Source organism: Alicyclobacillus tolerans (assembly GCF_048984885.1).
GTDB classification, from domain to species: domain Bacteria; phylum Bacillota; class Bacilli; order Alicyclobacillales; family Alicyclobacillaceae; genus Alicyclobacillus_I; species Alicyclobacillus_I tolerans.
This window is the reverse complement of record NZ_JBMGNK010000002.1, coordinates 1,085,925-1,101,572: the sequence shown is the minus strand read 5'-3', so window position 1 is coordinate 1,101,572 and position 15,648 is coordinate 1,085,925. Positions and strand designations below refer to the sequence as shown.

The 15,648-nt window shown below is 48.5% G+C and carries 16 protein-coding genes; 1 reads left to right on the top strand and 15 read right to left on the bottom strand.

Annotation, left to right across the window (positions count from 1 at the left end):
- Positions 1–4 precede the first annotated feature (4 nt).
- Positions 5–1,960, top strand: coding sequence for an acetate--CoA ligase (acs, locus tag ACOJUR_RS05445; protein ID WP_306953166.1), 1,956 nt, complete (start codon positions 5–7; stop codon positions 1,958–1,960).
- A gap of 124 nt (positions 1,961–2,084) precedes the next feature.
- Here acs and ACOJUR_RS05440 read toward each other — a convergent pair whose 3' ends face one another.
- The 15 genes from ACOJUR_RS05440 to hisC form a co-directional block, all read right to left on the bottom strand.
- Positions 2,085–3,512: an NAD-dependent succinate-semialdehyde dehydrogenase gene (locus ACOJUR_RS05440; protein ID WP_420950507.1), complete on the bottom strand. Its 1,428-nt coding sequence runs from the start codon at positions 3,510–3,512 to the stop codon at positions 2,085–2,087.
- A gap of 77 nt (positions 3,513–3,589) precedes the next feature.
- A complete protein-coding gene (locus ACOJUR_RS05435; RefSeq protein WP_420949469.1) occupies positions 3,590–4,000 on the bottom strand; it encodes a thioesterase family protein in 411 nt (136 codons plus the stop codon).
- A 32-nt stretch (positions 4,001–4,032) separates the two neighbouring features.
- Positions 4,033–4,818, bottom strand: a complete 786-nt coding sequence (locus ACOJUR_RS05430; protein WP_072872786.1) for an enoyl-CoA hydratase-related protein — start codon at positions 4,816–4,818, stop codon at positions 4,033–4,035.
- 54 nt (positions 4,819–4,872) lie between these two features.
- A complete protein-coding gene (locus ACOJUR_RS05425; RefSeq protein ID WP_420949468.1) occupies positions 4,873–5,646 on the bottom strand; it encodes an enoyl-CoA hydratase-related protein in 774 nt (257 codons plus the stop codon).
- Positions 5,647–5,649: 3 nt separating this feature from the next.
- Complete coding sequence (locus ACOJUR_RS05420) at positions 5,650–5,958, bottom strand: EthD family reductase (protein WP_072872784.1); 309 nt, start codon at positions 5,956–5,958, stop codon at positions 5,650–5,652.
- Positions 5,959–6,045: 87 nt separating this feature from the next.
- Positions 6,046–7,362 carry a phenylacetate--CoA ligase family protein gene (locus tag ACOJUR_RS05415; RefSeq protein WP_420949467.1) on the bottom strand — a complete coding sequence of 439 codons (1,317 nt, stop codon included), beginning with the start codon at positions 7,360–7,362 and terminating at the stop codon, positions 6,046–6,048.
- Positions 7,363–7,398: 36 nt separating this feature from the next.
- Positions 7,399–7,869 (bottom strand): 1,2-phenylacetyl-CoA epoxidase subunit PaaD, encoded by a 471-nt coding sequence (gene paaD / locus ACOJUR_RS05410; protein ID WP_072872782.1) that lies wholly within the window; start codon positions 7,867–7,869, stop codon positions 7,399–7,401.
- Between the two features lie 29 nt (positions 7,870–7,898).
- Positions 7,899–8,690, bottom strand: a complete 792-nt coding sequence (gene paaC, locus ACOJUR_RS05405; protein WP_420949466.1) for a 1,2-phenylacetyl-CoA epoxidase subunit PaaC — start codon at positions 8,688–8,690, stop codon at positions 7,899–7,901.
- Positions 8,687–9,052, bottom strand: a complete 366-nt coding sequence (locus ACOJUR_RS05400; protein WP_072872780.1) for a hypothetical protein — start codon at positions 9,050–9,052, stop codon at positions 8,687–8,689. Before ACOJUR_RS05400 ends, paaC begins: the two co-directional genes overlap by 4 nt.
- A gap of 84 nt (positions 9,053–9,136) precedes the next feature.
- Positions 9,137–10,081 carry a 1,2-phenylacetyl-CoA epoxidase subunit PaaA gene (paaA, locus tag ACOJUR_RS05395; RefSeq protein ID WP_420949465.1) on the bottom strand — a complete coding sequence of 315 codons (945 nt, stop codon included), beginning with the start codon at positions 10,079–10,081 and terminating at the stop codon, positions 9,137–9,139.
- 6 nt (positions 10,082–10,087) lie between these two features.
- Positions 10,088–10,657, bottom strand: coding sequence for a TetR/AcrR family transcriptional regulator (locus tag ACOJUR_RS05390; RefSeq protein WP_278247825.1), 570 nt, complete (start codon positions 10,655–10,657; stop codon positions 10,088–10,090).
- 140 nt (positions 10,658–10,797) lie between these two features.
- The gene (locus ACOJUR_RS05385) at positions 10,798–12,114 is read right to left on the bottom strand and encodes a dihydrolipoamide acetyltransferase family protein (RefSeq protein ID WP_420949464.1); all 1,317 of its coding nucleotides are present in this window, start codon (positions 12,112–12,114) and stop codon (positions 10,798–10,800) included.
- On the bottom strand, positions 12,111–13,097 hold the full coding sequence (locus ACOJUR_RS05380; protein WP_304503215.1) for an alpha-ketoacid dehydrogenase subunit beta: 987 nt from the start codon (positions 13,095–13,097) through the stop codon (positions 12,111–12,113). The genes ACOJUR_RS05385 and ACOJUR_RS05380 overlap by 4 nt, the downstream gene beginning before the upstream one ends.
- Positions 13,094–14,134, bottom strand: a complete 1,041-nt coding sequence (gene pdhA / locus ACOJUR_RS05375) for a pyruvate dehydrogenase (acetyl-transferring) E1 component subunit alpha (protein WP_420950506.1) — start codon at positions 14,132–14,134, stop codon at positions 13,094–13,096. Before pdhA ends, ACOJUR_RS05380 begins: the two co-directional genes overlap by 4 nt.
- 147 nt (positions 14,135–14,281) lie before the next feature.
- Positions 14,282–15,409 carry a histidinol-phosphate transaminase gene (hisC, locus tag ACOJUR_RS05370; RefSeq protein WP_420949463.1) on the bottom strand — a complete coding sequence of 376 codons (1,128 nt, stop codon included), beginning with the start codon at positions 15,407–15,409 and terminating at the stop codon, positions 14,282–14,284.
- Between the last annotated feature and the right edge of the window lie 239 nt (positions 15,410–15,648).

The window sequence follows — 15,648 nt, the reverse complement described above, 5'->3', positions numbered from 1 at the left end:
TGGAATGGAAATACCAGTTTTTTTAGCATCTGACGAACATTATCATCCATCTGACAAATATCGTAATTCGTCTTACATACAAAACATGCAGGAATATTTGCAACTCTACCAAGAATCGATTGAACACCCCGAACAATTTTGGAATCGCATTGCAGATGAATTGCGTTTTTTGGATCGAAAGAGTACGGTATGGAGCGGAAGTATGCCCAATTTTTCCTTTTTTCCTGAAAGTCTTCTCAATGTCTGCGACAACTGTGTCGATCGTCATGCCGAAAATCCTGCATTTCGAAATAAGGTTGCACTTTTTTGGGAAGGAGAACCGGGCGACAAAGATTGTTTGACCTACGCTATGCTGCAGCAACAAGTTTCAAAATTCGCCAATGTCCTTCGCTCTCTAGGACTTCAACCCGGCGATGTTGTAAGCGTATACATGCAAAATTTGTTAGAGACTTATGTTGTCCTTCTCGCCTGTCTGCGTATAGGCGTTGTCTACAATACAGTGTTTGCAGGATTTTCAGCCGAAGCACTGCGCGAACGAATTGTCGCATCGAAGGCAAAATTGGTAATCTGCTCTAATGCCAGTTATCGACGTGGAAAAGTTCTGCCTCTTAAGGACACTGTCGATCTTGCCTTACAAGGAGTGGACAGCGTCGAGCACGTGATTGTTTTTCGCCGTATACAAAACTTAGCTACGCCAATGACCACAGGTCGAGATCTCGATTATGAAGAGTTGATGAAAGGTTCCAGTCCTGACTGCCCTGTCACACCTATGGAAGCCAATGCTCCAGGATTATTAATCTTTACCAGTGGCACAAGCGGCAAACCGAAAGGTATTGTGCACGCAGGTGGCGGTTTCTTGTTGGGAACGTATGCTTACAGCAAATATCAGTTAGACTTGCAACCACAAGATATCTACTGGAATACGGCTGACATTGGCTGGTTAACATCTCACATCTTTGTACTCGTAGGCGGCTTGGCCATGGGCGCAACGACATTGCTTTATGAAGGCGCACTGGATTATCCGTATCCTGGTCGACTCTACGAAATGATAGAACGCTATCAGGTCAACAAACTTTTTTCCGCACCTACTGCTTACCGCATGCTGATGAAACACGGTGAAGATCTTGCCAAATCCTATCAGCTTGATCACGTCCAATTGCTTGCTTCCGTAGGCGAACCTCTCAATCCGGAGGCTTGGCATTTTCTGCGGCGCGTATTTGGCCAAGGTCAAGCAGTCATCAACAACACGTGGGGACAGACAGAGACAGGTGGTACGCCTCTTGCTTCGCTACCGGGTGCGGTTGCCATGCGTCCTGGATCCTGCGGTGTACCTTTCTTTGGACACCATCTGGACATTGTTGACCAAAATGGATGCTCCTTGCCGGACAATACTCCTGGTTTTTTGGTCATTCGCAGCATTTTTCCAACATTGGCGCGCGATATTTTTGGCGATCGCCATAGATACTTGCAATCTTACTTTTCACAATTGCCGGGCGCTTATTTCACTGGAGACAGCGCTATCCGTGACTCATTCGGTCACTACTGGGTACTCGGCAGAGTAGATGACGTGATTAATGTGTCAGGCCATCGAATCAGCACCATGGAAATGGAGAGCGCCTTGATTCAACATCCCGCCGTGGTGGAGGCAGCTGTAGTAGGAGAACCTGATTCACTCAAGGGCATGGTGCCTGTTGCCTTTGTGACACTCGACAAAGCCTATTCAGTATCGGAAAACATCGCAGATGAATTGAAAGAAAAGATTGTACAAGACATTGGTGCTTTTGCGCGTCCATCCCAAATATTGTTTGTCGATGTCATGCCAAAAACGAGATCGGGCAAAATTATCCGCCGCATGCTGCGTGAAATTCTCCAAACCGGTGATGTGAAAGGCGATGTTACAGGATTAGAAGACGTCGACGTGCTTGAAACTTTGCTCGAACAGATGCAACGCCCATTGTAAAATTCATCAACATAACAACCGGCATGCCAGCGAAATCGTGCTCAGCATGCCGGTTGGATCAGGTATCTAAACCCAAGATGAAAAATGAGCGGCCACTCTATGCTCAGAGTTACAATAGACAGGTTTAATCAAGCGCAATGGAGACCATTTTGACTTCCAAAAATTCATCCATAGCATGATGTCCGCCTTCTCTTCCCAAACCACTCTCTTTAAAACCGCCAAACGGTGCCTGCGTTTGTGTGAATTCTCCATCATTGACTCCCACCATGCCATACTCCAATTTCTCCGATACACGCAAAGCGCGACTGAGATTGTTAGTATAAACATAAGCCGCCAAACCGTAGTTGGTATGATTCGCACGCTCTATCGCTTCATCTTCTGTCTGAAAGCGAAGAACGGGCAAAACAGGTCCAAACGTCTCTTGCTGGCAGACGAGCATGGTCTCATCCACATCCGTCAAAAGTGTCGGTGCCATAAAATGTCCCTGGCTATAGGCTCCTTCGGTCAAACGGTGACCGCCAACAACGGCTTTGGCTCCTTTGCTCACTGCGTCGTCCACATGCTGCATCACTTTCTCTACCGCAGCAGCATTGACGAGCGGACCAATCTCTACTCCCTTTTCGCGGCCATCTCCAACTTTAGCGGCAAGAATTCGCTCTTTCAGTTTTTCTACAAAAGCATCATGTATACTGTCTTCTACGTACAGGCGATTGGCACAAATGCACTGCTGTCCAGAGGTGCGATACTTGCTTTCAAAAACCCCATGAACCGCTTGATCGAGATTCGCATCGGCGAAGACCAGCACAGGTGCATGCCCACCTAGTTCAAGACTGACCCGTTTAACAGTACGCGCTGCGCCAGCCATCAATAATTTGCCCACACGGGTCGATCCGGTAAAGGCAATCTTGCGCACATGCTCACTTTCCAAGAAAGCTTCTCCGATGGCTGCCGGATTGCCAATGACAAGATTAGCCACACCAGCTGGAAAACCGGCTTCTTCCATTAACTCAAACAAGCGAATCGCAGAAAGAGGCGTAGATTCAGCAGGTTTAAGGATTACTGTACAACCAGCAGCAAGCGCTGGAGCCAGTTTCCGCGCCACCATATTGACAGGAAAATTCCAAGGGGTGATAGCGGCGACAACCCCCACTGGTTGACGCAGGACAAAAAGACGTTTGCCAGGGACGGAACTTGGTATGGTTTCTCCATAAACTCGTTTCGCTTCTTCGGCATACCAAAGAAAATTGTCCGCAGCCCCGAGTACTTCCCCTTTAGCCTCACGCAACGGTTTACCCATCTCCGCCGAGATGCGTTCAGCCAAATCATCGCGATTGGCACGCACTAAATCATGCAATTTAAGCAGATATTTGGCACGTTCTCTAGGTGTCAGACCAGACCACGCAGGAAACGCTGCATGTGCAGCAGCAATGGCCTGATTCGCTTCAACACCGCCACCAAACGCTACCTCACCCACCAATTCGCCGGTTGCTGGATTATGAACTTTCCAAGTGCCAGCGTCTACAGCCGCTATCCATTCACCATTGATATACATTTTGCCAATTTCCAAAGCCAATCGCTCCTTTATTCCGATTCATCATTCACCTTACCCGTCGATTTGCAAAGCCTCAGTCAATGCGATTCCGAGCAAATTCGCATTCCATCAATTCGCTCCAAAATTTTTTCGCGAGGTAAAATAGCTTGTACAACCGAACCGTATCCTACCTGAGCCAATTTGTGCTCTGCGCTAACCTTGCAGATGACTTTACTCTGACTACATTCCGTTACTTCGGCAAGAAGCCGTACACGCGTACCTACCGGAGCTGGCGCCGCATGACGGACTTCCACAGCCGCACCTATTCCTTCTTCATGGGGTTCCAGAAAAGGTAAGATAACTCGTCTTGCCACCCATTCCATATAATAGACAAGAGAAACGGTGGAGAGTGTAGCATGGACACGTTGACCGCCAAACTCAGGACACATGTCCTCCGTCACATCAAATTCAAGCGTTTCTTGATAGCCTACGTAGAGTCCAGACTTCATTTCGCTCCTCCTCTCCCCATGCGTGCGGCGCTTTATTTTCCTTGAAAATGCGGTTTGCGTTTTTCCAGAAATGCCGCAACTCCTTCAGCGTGATCGGTTGTAAGACCTGCCTTTCCCTGCCACTTGGCCTCTGCATCAAGCGCCTCAGCAAGCGGTAAAGAGAGTGCCTGATGCATGGCAGCTTTGGTCATGGCCAGAGCTGCTGTTGGTAAAGTAGCTATCTGATGGGCAAATTGAAAAGATTCCGCAGCAAAATTCTCATGGGTAAAGATACGCGCTACCATTCCCCATTGCTTAGCTTCTGCTGCAGTCAGACGTTCACCGAGAAAGGCGAGTTCCTTGGCTTTATGCAGACCAAATATTCTTGGCAAAAACCAGGTGCCTCCGGAATCCGGCACCAACCCAATTGCAGTAAAGGCCTGAATAAAGACAGCCGACTCTGCAGCCACCAACAAGTCACAAGCGAGAGCTAGATTCGCTCCTGCACCTGCTGCAACGCCATTGACAGCAGCAATGACTGGCTTGGGACAAGCAGCAATGCCTTGCACTACCGGGTTGTATCCCTCACGAACGACTTGTTCAAAATTCACGGGCTGATTTCCCTGTACCGCAGCTAAATCTTGACCAGCAGAGAATCCACGTCCAACTCCTGTCAGTAAGACCGCGCGGACATCATCGTGTTCTGCACACTTAGCGATGAGAAGAGCGAGTTGATGCAGCATGTCCATGGTCAGAGCGTTCAATTTCTCAGGCCGGTTTAGCGTGATGGTAGCCACGCCCTGGGATATTTCAAAAAGAACATCCTGGTGTTCAGCCATCCTTCTTCCCCCATTCTCTGAATGAAGCGTGGCGAGACGGACAGACGTTGACGGTCAACGGCCTGTAAAGCGCGGCGCACGTTTCTCGCGAAAAGCTGACATTCCTTCGCGGCTATCTTCGCTGGAAAATAGTTGATAAAACAGGTTGCGTTCCATTTCCATGCCCGCCAGCAAAGGGATATCGATACCATGCCATACAGCTTCCTTAATGGCTCGAATCGCAAGCGGCGCCCCCTGGGCCAGACGTTTAGCAAAATCTATCGTCTCGTTCAGGCATTCCCCTTCTTGTGCCACACGATCGACAAAACCGAGTTGAAAACCTTCTTCTGCTTTGACAGAATCTCCTGTCCAAAGCAGAGAAAGCGCTTTTCCAGCGCCGATTTTACGGGCTAAGCGTTGTGTTCCGCCTGCACCAGGCATAAGGCCAAGTTTGCATTCCGGAAATCCAAACGTCGCTTTAGGATCGGCAAAAATCATGTCACAGAGCAGCGCCAGCTCAAACCCGCCACCCAAAGCATAGCCACGCACGGCTGCTAAAAGTGGTTTAGGAAACCAAGCCATCCGATCCCAATCGCGAAATTGATTTTTCAATTTCATTTCCATCAAACTGAGGTTTTCCATTTCCGAAATATCAGCGCCTGCAGCCAGTGCACGTTCCCCGCCTGTCAGTACCACAACCCGGACTTCCGGCTGTTCCGACAAGCGATCTAAGCAATCCACAATTTCTTTAATACCCGCAATGGAAAGAGGATTCAGCCCATCTTCGGTGCCGATGGACAGCAGTGCTACACCATCATGCGGGAAGGATACCTTTGTAAACGATTGCATAGTTTACACCTCGACCGTCTCGCCAATCACCATTTGAACAATTTTCCCGGCAAATCCCATCAGATCTTTGGCTGCCGCTTTTCCCTCTGGAGAGCGCATAGCAGACTGCAACTCAGCTTGACTCTTAAAATACATTTCGGCTAAAAGATAGTATTCACTTGGTTGACCCATTGCGTCACTTTCAATCCGTGTCACCTCAATCTTTTCTAACCCAGGCATTTTCATGGCAAGCGGTGCATGTATGTTTTGATAGTGATCCTCAAAAGCTTTTACATCTTCAGGTTGACGATAAATGGCAATTAATTTGGCCATGGTTTTTCCTCGCTTTCGTGGGCTTGGCCCGGTTTTCAAAATTCATAGCTTGCTAATCTATCACTGCATCATCATTCATAGATAGGTTTATGAGTGACGTTCTTCCACCAATCGTACAGCTTTCCCCTCACTGCGCGGCAATGTACCCGGAGGGCAGATTTTCACTTCGACTTTAATTCCCAGTGTATTGTAAAGCTTCTCTGCCACCTGGCGAGAGAAAGCATCTGACTTGAAGGATGCAGCCGCGGCTAATTCAACACTGGCAGCACTCGAATCAGCCACCTCTACATGAACTTCAAGTTGCTCCAAATGGCCTTGATACACACGACGGATCTGATAATGAGCGGAAAGCTCAGGGCACTCAAGAATCACTCGCTCAATTTCTGATGGATAGACGTTGACTCCGCGTACAACCAACATATCATCGCGCCGTCCAAGCAGCCTCTCCATTCGCCTGTGTGTTCGACCGCACGAACACGGCTCACTCTTCAAACGAGTGATGTCTCCTGTTCGATAGCGAATAATGGCCATCGCTTCCTTGCTCAGAGCGGTCAGTACCAGTTCCCCATATTCACTCTCAGGAACGGGATCGCCCGTATCTGGATGACAAATTTCCGCGTAAAAATGGTCTTCTGCCAAATGCAAACCGTTCTGCTCTTCAAAACATTCTATGGCTACTCCCGGTCCCATCAATTCAGACAAACCATACACATCGCAAGCTGTCAATCCATAGATATCCTCAATCTGCTTACGCATAGACTCGGACCAAGGCTCGGCGCCAAAAATACCATAGCGAATCCCAAGACTCTTGGGTTGTATGGAGTGTTGAAGCATCACATCCGCCAATGTCATGGCATACGACGGTGTACAACAAATTCCCTGTGGACGCAAATCTTGCATCAGCGTCACTTGCCTGACAGTTTGGCCGCTCGAAGCAGGCACAACGGTAGCCCCAAGATGTTCTACACCAGCATGAAAACCAAGACCGCCTGTAAAAAGCCCATAGCCATAAGCCACATGAATGGTGTCCTGCGGCGTCGCTCCAGCTGTTACGAGCGAACGCGCCAAGAGATTGGCAAAAACCTGCAAATCATGAGCCGTGTATCCCACCAGCGTAGGTTTGCCTTTGGTTCCAGAAGAAGCGTGAAAACGAGCGATTTCTTCCCGTTCAGCAGAAAAAAGTCCAAATGGATATTGTTCGCGCATGTCTGATTTTTGCAAAGTGGGTAAGTAGCGAATATCAGCAATGGAACGAATATCTTGTGGGACTAAACCGCGACTCTCCATTTTCCGGCGATAAAAGGGCACTTTTTCATAAGCGCGTTGCACTAGCTGACGCAGACGTCGACTTTGCAAATCCGCTAACTCGTCCCGACTCATGCTTTCCACTTGCGGCTCAAACATGGTGACCCACTCCCCAAATAGAAATTTCGTCTTCAGTCAGAGTGTTTTAAAAACTTCAAACGGCTGCTGACAATGGTGACAGTAAGCCACCATTCGGCAAGGAGCTGGTCCAAATCGACTCGTCAATTCTGTCTCCACAGAATCGCAGTAGGGACAAACGGGTTGCGCTAAACTTGGCGGGGCAATGCCATACCGCTTCAGTGCCAGCTTTCCGCGCTCAGTTAAGCGTTCTGACGTCCAAAGGGTGTCATATACAAATTGAACATCAACAGATTCTACGCCATCCAGAGAACGAAGCTCTCTAGCGACGACATCTGCTATCACAGAAAGAGCCGGACATCCGATAAAGGTAGGCAGCAATTCAACTTTCACGCGATTCTCTTCTGTCTCCACACGATGGACGATACCAAGATCGACCAGACTGACGGCTGGCAATTCCGGATCGGCAATATTTTCTAAATGTTTCCACACAGCTTGCGAATGATTGTTACCAAGCGCTGCATCCACATCCGAAGCCTCCTTTCCGGTTGGACTGGTTACCAGGACACTTCTGGAAGCCAACGAGAAACTTCTGTCATGGTACTGAGCAACTCTTGCATATCTTCTGTATGTCGCCCCATGCGACCGCCGGATTGAGGTTCGGGCCATGCTGGACAAACCAACCGCAACGCTTCCAGCCGTTCAGCAACCTCTTTTTTCCATTCATCCCGCAATGAATGAATATCCACACCCAGTAACTCTGGTAAAACGAAGTTTGCCGATCCAAAATCAGCGAGATCGGCTAAAGCAGGGAAACTATGAGCCAAAGCGGTAGTCAGTCGGACGCGCGCTTCACCACCACTGGCTAGACGCTTCATCCAGGCTCGCGCGTGCTCAAGATGGTACTCTTCCTCACGAAGCATCTTCTTTGCACCTACAGCCAACGGTGCAAACGAGCATGATGCGAGCGCTTTCAAACGGATGGCATCCCACTCGTCATAAAGCCATACACGCAACATCGCTTCTGCAAAATCCCCTCGCACTCGTTCCAAGAATACTGCATTGCGCCAGTCTGCTGAAGGGCGTCTAAAGACAAACGCATCCACATCCGTATTTTCGAGTCGAGCAAGCCATTGATAATAAAAGCGCGCATGCCCCAATTCGTCTTGAGCAATCGAAGCAAAGGCGATATCCTCTTCAACACTCGGCGCCAAACCAAGCCACTCTGATGCCCTATGTCCAGCCGCCAATTCATCATCGGCGAGTATCAACAAAACGGTTTGCCAAGCCTCTCTCTGCTCTTTGGGCAATCGTTCAAGAGAGATTTCTGCCGCTGTAGAATCCTTCATGGTGTACGCACATCCTCTATAACTTCTTCAAGTGTCAGCGCTTTCGCTTTAAACGCTTTCCAACGCGCAGCATTATCAGCATAACCGCGAACCTCCCGATAACTGCGGTCAAATTCGCGCTTTAAAAAAGCCCCATCCCCGGAGTCTTTTACGATAAAGGCCGATCGCGGTACAACCCAGAGACTGACTGCCTTGTCACGCCGCAGAAAATTTTCTCTTGCCAGGAGCATGGCCATAGTGTCATCTGGTGCAAGTAAGCTGCCTACGTGTTGATGCGCCTCTTGATGATTGGATTGCACAAACACTTCATAGATTTGTTCGCCAGTAACGGGTGCAGACTCATTATGTGAAGTGTGGCTCATACTGTATCACTCGCTTTCATAGGCCTAAGAAAAATCTCGTAAGAATAGGCCACTTGCTTTCGGACTGCGGAAAGCTGGGACGGCTTAGCCAATCACTCGTGCCCACGCTTGTTCTTCATGTGCTTGACGGCGCAAAGCCACTCGTTCCGCTGATTTGGGACCGTTGTTCTCGCGAACCATGCGACCAAAATATTCCCAATCGGGCGCCGTGTACGTCCACTCGCCTTTCTTCTCGTCATAGGCTAGTTGATGATCTGGAATGGTCAACCCGATGGCACGAATACGCGGTACGTAACGAGAAAGAAATTTCTGACGTAACTCTTCATTCGTGCGTTCACGAATTTTGTAACGAATCATTTTGCGAACCGGATCGGACACCTCAGTTGGGCCAAAAAAGAAAAGCAGGGACGGCCACCAACGATTGAGCGCCTCCTGGAGCATATTTCTCTGCTCCTTGGTTCCTTCTGCCAATGTGAGAATAATGGACTCTCCATGTTGCATATGAAAACTTTCTTCTGCGCAGATGCGGCGCAATACACGCGTGTACGGCGCATATGAACCGTCAAGAAGAGCCGTTTGTGTAATGATGGCCGCACCATCCACCAACCAGCCAATCACTCCTGCATCCGCCCAACTGGGGGCTTCCATATGAAAGACATTGTGAAATTTCACTTTGCCCGTAAATACGTCAGTCATCAGTGACTCCCGCGTGCCTCCAATCGGCGCTGCCAAATCTTCAGCAACACGTAAGAGCAACTGACCATGGCCCATTTCATCTTGAACTTTTGCGAGCAATGAGAGTTTACGAGCTAAAGTAGGAGCTTTGGGAACCCACTCTTTTTCCGGATAAGCCCCCATAATTTCACTGATGCCATGCATGTGGATGAGACGCAGCAAAAGCAACCGATATTCCAGGGGCATCCAATCCGTCGACTCTATTTTCTCCCCCGCATCAATGCGAGCAAGAAAATGCTCCATTTTTTGTGCATCATCCGCAACTGATTGGGCTCTATCGAGCGATGTCGACATGCCGATTCACCTCCGTCCAAGTTTATCTTCATGGTTTGCAGCAATTCCATGCAAAATCAATGCAGAGAATTGATGGGCAATTTGCTCTGGACTATGACTGCCGTTGGGACTGTACCATTGATAGACCCAGTTGGCTACGGACAAAATCAATAAGCGGGCAAACCGCGCGCCATCTGCCGAAAATTCCCCTTGACTTATACCCTGTTGAAGAATTTCATCCCACATTGCTTCATAGCTCAGACGCTTTTCCAGTATTTCTTGACGCCGTTCCTTACCCAGTGCATGCCATTCATGGAAAAAAACGCGGGCTGCTTCCAAGCGATGAGCAATGACACCAATATGCGCCGCCAAGCCAAGACGAAGTTTTTCAGCAGCCGACACATCTTTTTCAAGCACTGGAGTCAATGCGTCTATGAAAGCGTTGGCACCTTCATCTGCAATAGCAAAAAGTAAATCTTCTTTTGAATCAATGTGGGCGTATAAACTGCCTGACAGTATGCCCCGCTCTTCTGCTATTTCGCGAATCGTCGTACCGTGATACCCTTTTTCGCTAAAGAGCTTACGGGCAGCAGCCAGAATAGATTCTCTTGCCTTCTCCTTTGTACCGCTTTCACGTAGACTGTCCTTTGCCGATGTTATCGCACCTCATCTCTTCCCAAACAAGCGCTTGCTTGTTTTTATAGTATGCTGAAGCCACCAGTCTGTAAAGTATTTTTTTATCTCAAGTTCAGCAGCCAATGCTCCGGTTCCTCCAGCAGTTGCTTGACACGATTGGTGAACCGAACTGCCGTAGCACCATCCAAAAGTCGATGATCAAATGAGAGTGACACATTCATCATCTTGCGAATGACCATCTCTCCGTCTCTTACCACTACACGCGGTTCCATGCGGTGCAAGGCAAGAATCGCCGCCTCAGGATGACGAATAATAGGAGTTGCATGTTGGCTTCCAATCCCACCCATGTTACTGATGGTAAAAGTGCCACCAGCAGTATCCCCTAATCCCAACTTGCCTGTACGAGCTTTTTCTGTGAGAGACTGAATTTGCTGAGCAATCTCGAGCACACTCAAATTCTCTACACCCTTTACCACAGGTACCAAAAGTCCCGCATCTGTATCGGTTGCAATGCCCAAATTGACATAAGACTTAAGCACAATCTCGTTTTTTTCTTCATCAATGGAACTGTTGATATAGGGGTACTCACGAATAGCCAAAGCAACTGCTTTTGCCATAAAAGCAAGCAATGTTAAACGGATTTCTTGACTTGCAGCCGCTTTTTTCGCTTTTTGCCATATATCCGATATAGCGTCCATCTCAATTTCATCGGAATGCGTTACATGTGGAATGGTACGCACAGAGTGAACCATATGCTCAGCAATCTTTTTACGAATACCCGTAAATGGAATTCGTTCTTCTCTGGGCACAGAAGTGGCTTGCTGTTGCAAATTAAGTTTAGATTTCTCCTGACCGGTTTGTTCGGACAATTGGCTCGTGTGAAGCACATCTGCTTCCGTAATGCGTCCCTCTTTCCCGGTAGGCACAACGGTCAACAAATCAACTCCCAGTTTGCGCGCCAATTTCCGCACATATGGAGTAGCTCGCACCATCGCCGTTTGGCCTGACATGGGACTGCCATTTACTGTATCTTGTGCCTGAGGAACGTCCCCCAACATTCGGTCAGCTTTCATGGAAGATACAGTTGCCTGCGGGGGAGTTTCTGCCGTTGAAGCTTTGCTTAGAGCGTTATCATCTGCCTTGGAGTGTGTACGAATTTTAACGAGCACTTCGCCCACTGATAAACTGGCTCCTTCTGGCGCCGCTAATTCTACTATCTCTCCGGCTACTGGCGAAGGCAGTTCAGCTGTTACTTTGTCCGTTTCAACCAGTACCAAAGGTTCATCCAAAGCCACTTTTTGCCCCTTTTCAACCAGCCAACGCGCAATGGTAGCTGTATGAACGCCTTCACCAATATCGGCCAGTCGAAATTCATAAATACCCGTCGTCTCGCCATTTTGAATCATTGTAGTGCTCATTCAGCCATCACCACTTCCTTCAGTCCTGCCAAAACGCGTTCTGCTGTTGGTAAATACGCGTCTTCCACAGAAAAAGGAGGCACGGGTACATCAAAACCCGCTACCCGTTTGATCGGCGCCCTTAAACACCAGACCGCCTCATCTGCCAAAAGTGCAGCAATTTCTGCACCCAGTCCAGCTGTTTGATGCGCTTCATGCACAATCACAGCACGACCAGTTTTCTCTACAGAAGAAAGAATGGTCTCCTTGTCAAGCGGCATCAAAGAACGCAAATCAATCACTTCTGCGCTCAATCCTTGCTCTTTCTCCAATTGTTCCGCCGCTCGCAACGCTACAGGTACCATAGCTCCCCAAGCAAACAGCGATACATCTCTACCTTCCGTCAAACGTTCAGCCTTCTCAAGCGACACACGATAGCTGCCTTCTGGAACATCACGTGTCCCTGCTCGGTAAAGCCGAGTTGGCTCAAGGAAAATGACCGGATCGTCCACTTCCATTGCGGATATCAACATGCCCTTAGCATCATAAGGATTGCTTGGCGCAACCACACGCAGACCTGGCGTATGCGCAAATAAACTCTCTAAACTTTCTGAATGTAATTCAGGCCCGCGAATACCAGCGCCATAAGGAGCACGAATGACAAGAGGAGCTGTAAAGCGCCCTCGAGTGCGATAACGCATTCTGGCTGCATGAGCAAAAACTTGTTCTAAACCTGGAAAAATGAAAGCTAAAAACTGAATTTCTGCTACAGGCCGAAATCCGTTTAAGGCCAACCCAATAGAAGAACCAATGATACCCGATTCGGCCAGCGGCGTATCAATGACCCGTTCAGGACCATATTTATCCTGCAGTCCGTCCGTGGCTCGGAAAACTCCGCCGTTGACACCCACATCTTCACCAAGCACTAATACGCGGTTGTCTTCTGCCAATTTGACGTCCAGTGCGTCACGAATAGCTTGAACCATATTCAACATCCGAGTCACGCCAGTCCACCTCCTGCTAACAATTTTTTCTGTTCCTCCAAGTGCGCAGGCATTTTACTATAGACATGGTCAAACATCTCTATGGGCTCAGAGAACGGCATTGCCACCGCTTCTTCCCAAGCATTCACCAGTTCATTTCCCACTTTGGCAATCCATTGTTCTTCGCGATTGTCATCCCATAGACCCTTGGACGTCAAAAGCAAACGCAGACGTTGCACAGCATCGCGCTCGCGGCGCCATTCTTCGTTCATAGCTGCCTGATCGCGATAGCGAGTTGGATCATCTGCTGTCGTGTGCGCGCCAAACCGCTGCGTGACTGCCTCAATCAGAGTAGGTCCGCCACCATTGCGCGCCTTGTGAATAGCTGTCTGACAAGCAAGATACACTGCAACTGCATCATTTCCATCCACACGAATGCCATCCATACCATACGCGGACGCCCGCTTGGCAATTGTAGGGGACGCAGATTGACGAGCAAAAGGTACACTGATGGCAAAACCGTTGTTCTGGCAAAAGAATACCACTGGCAGATGAAAGACTCCGGCGAAATTAAGCGCCTCGTGAAAATCACCTTCTGAAGTAGCACCATCACCGAAATAGCAGAAAGAGACCGTATCTTCGTCACGCAATCGAGCTGCCCAAGCTGCTCCGACACCATGCAGTAAATGGGTAGCAATCGGAACGCACGGCGGGAGAATATTCAACTCGTCCGGTACACTAAAACCGTCCATCTGTCCCATCCAGTAGCGATACACCGTCTGCATAGGCAATCCCCGAGTCATGGCTGCAGCGTGATCGCGGTAAGTAGGAAACATCCAATCTTTATTTGTCAGGCATACGGCGCTCGCCACTTGCGCAGCTTCCTGCCCTTCAAAAGGAGCGTAAGTGCCCATCTTCCCTTGGCGTTGCAGAGCGATACACTTGCGATCGAACAGACGAACGCGCAGCATCTGCTGATACATAGCTATCAATTCTTCATCAGAAACCCGAGATAAAAGTTCCTCATTCGCTTGACCATCTGGTTGGACCACACGCAAAGCAGGTAAAGCGGTCAATTCAGCGGCACTCGTAAAACCCGGATGTTGTAAGAGTTCATTTTCTGCCAACACTCACGGACCACTCCTTTCATCATTGTAAAGATAAGTTCTCAAGGTGAACTGATAAACGCTTCATCTAATCATCTTTCAAGACAATTGGAAAGTTCCATCCTGATAGAGAGAATTTATAGATTCCAGAAGAAAATCGTTTTCTTCGGGTGTGCCGATAGTGATACGTAGAGTCTGAGGATCCGCTTCCAATTGTTGACCCGCTCGTATTACGATCCCTTTACTGAGCAACGCCTGGAACCATTTCATACCATCTTCCTGTACTTTGGCCATCACAAAATTCGCTTGCGATGGATATACATCCCAACCTTTGTCAAGCAAAATCCGACTCACCCGCTCTCTCTCTTGGGCGTTCTCCAGTCGACATGCTTGAACAAAAGCTTGATCGTCTAACGCGGCAAAAGCGGCTACCTGTGCGACTCGACTCGTATTGAATGCATCTTTGACTCGCACCAAGGCTCCCGCAATATCCGGGTGCATCAAACCGTAACCTATACGCAATCCAGCAAGACCATATATTTTGGAAAAGGTTCGGAGAATAACTAGATTGGGGTGATTCTGCAATAGACGCGCGCTTTCCAGAACTTCTTCTGTCACATACTCGATATACGCTTCATCGAGTACCAGCATGATGTTCTCAGGAACCGCTTGAATAAATTCCAGAAGCTGATGATGGTCGACCACAGTACCTGTAGGATTGTTTGGATTGCAGACAAAAACCATTTTCGTTCGTGAGCCCATACACTCCAACATTGCTGCCAAGTCATGAACACCATTTTTGAGAGACACAGTTCGTACTGTTCCACCTTCAATACGTACGTTGGTCGGATATCGCGGGAACGTAATATCCGCCATGACCACCTCATCTCCAGGCTCAATATAAGCGCGAGTAAGGAGTCGAATCAGTTCGTCTGATCCGTTTCCAATGAGTACCTGTTCTTCCGACAGTTGCTCACGTGCTGCTATTTTTGCGCGCAATTCCGGTCCAAGCGCTTCAGGATAGAGCGAGGCACGCTGCATTTCACGCACCACAGCTTCAGTAGCTCGTGTTGAACAACCCCGCGGATTTTCATTTGAGGCTAATTTGATGATACGTGAGATCCCATAACGTCTAGCCACTTCTTCAATGGGCATTCCCGGAGCATACACACCTAAACCGTGCAGTTGTGGCCGCATGGATACAGGATGCTGAGTTGTCAAATTCATCCCCTCCATCAGGAAACAAGCGCTTGCTTGCTTTCCTTAATGTTAACGCTTTCAAAGCAAACTTCGCAAGTCTCTTCACAAAGATAAAAATATATAAAATATTGAGAATACCAGATGAATTCAGAGACAGAATATGATAGATTAAATAACACCATTCTTTCAGAAAGAATGGCCAGCTGTCCTATACAGCAAGAAAGCTAAACGCACGGTCATCCAAGTAGCGTCTAAGCTTATAAAAT